Source organism: Psychrobacter sp. BF1, from assembly GCF_019279065.1.
Classification (GTDB): Bacteria; Pseudomonadota; Gammaproteobacteria; order Pseudomonadales; family Moraxellaceae; genus Psychrobacter; species Psychrobacter urativorans.
This window is the reverse complement of record NZ_JAGYWV010000036.1, coordinates 1-1,213: the sequence shown is the minus strand read 5'-3', so window position 1 is coordinate 1,213 and position 1,213 is coordinate 1. Positions and strand designations below refer to the sequence as shown.

At 45.6% G+C, this 1,213-nt stretch carries 1 protein-coding gene; it reads left to right on the top strand.

Annotation, left to right across the window (positions count from 1 at the left end; genetic code table 11):
* Positions 1-21: 21 nt before the first annotated feature.
* Positions 22-1,212, top strand: a complete 1,191-nt coding sequence (gene tuf / locus KZA12_RS14725; RefSeq protein ID WP_201621893.1) for an elongation factor Tu — start codon at positions 22-24, stop codon at positions 1,210-1,212.
* Position 1,213 lies beyond the last annotated feature (1 nt).

Sequence of the window (1,213 nt, the reverse complement as noted above, 5' to 3'; positions counted from 1 at the left end):
CCAATAAAAGAGGAAATACTCATGGCAAAGGCCAAGTTTGAACGCAAAAAGCCACACGTCAACGTCGGTACTATTGGACACGTTGATCACGGCAAAACTACATTAACGGCTGCTATTGCAACTGTTGCGGCTATCACTTCAGGTGGCGAAGCTAAAGACTACGCGTCTATTGACTCAGCTCCAGAAGAAAAAGCACGTGGTATTACGATTAACACAAGTCACGTAGAGTATGACACTGAAGCTCGTCATTACGCTCACGTTGATTGCCCAGGTCACGCCGATTATGTTAAAAACATGATCACTGGTGCGGCACAGATGGATGGTGCTATTCTTGTAGTATCAGCTACTGATGGTCCTATGCCACAGACTCGTGAGCACATCTTGCTTTCACGTCAGGTTGGTGTTCCATACATCGTCGTATTCATGAACAAATGTGATGTTGTTGATGACGAAGAGTTGTTAGAACTAGTAGAAATGGAAGTTCGTGAATTACTTAGCGACTATGATTTCCCAGGTGATGACACGCCAATCGTTCATGGTTCAGCTACTGAAGCGCTAAAAGGCTCACAAGAAAAATACGGTCAGCCTGCTATCGTAGAATTGCTAGGTATCCTAGACACTTATATCCCTGAGCCTGAGCGTGAAATCGATAAGCCTTTCCTAATGCCTATCGAAGACGTTTTCTCAATCTCTGGCCGTGGTACTGTTGTAACTGGTCGTGTTGAGTCTGGTATTGTTAAAGTAGGCGACGAGATTGAAATCGTTGGTATCCGTGACACTCAAAAAACCACTTGTACTGGTGTTGAGATGTTCCGTAAACTGCTTGACGAAGGTCGTGCTGGCGAAAACTGTGGTGTACTACTACGTGGTACTAAGCGTGAAGATGTTCAACGTGGCCAAGTACTAGCTAAGCCAGGTTCTATCACTCCTCACACTAAGTTTGACGCTGAAGTATATGTATTGTCAAAAGAAGAGGGTGGTCGTCATACACCATTCCTAAACGGCTATCGTCCACAGTTCTATTTCCGTACTACTGACGTAACTGGCGCAATCCAATTACAAGACGGTACTGAGATGGTTATGCCTGGTGATAACGTTGAGATGGGCGTAGAGCTTATCCACCCAATCGCTATGGACAAAGGTCTTCGCTTCGCTATTCGTGAAGGCGGCCGTACTGTAGGCGCTGGTGTTGTTGCTACTGTTCACGCATAAG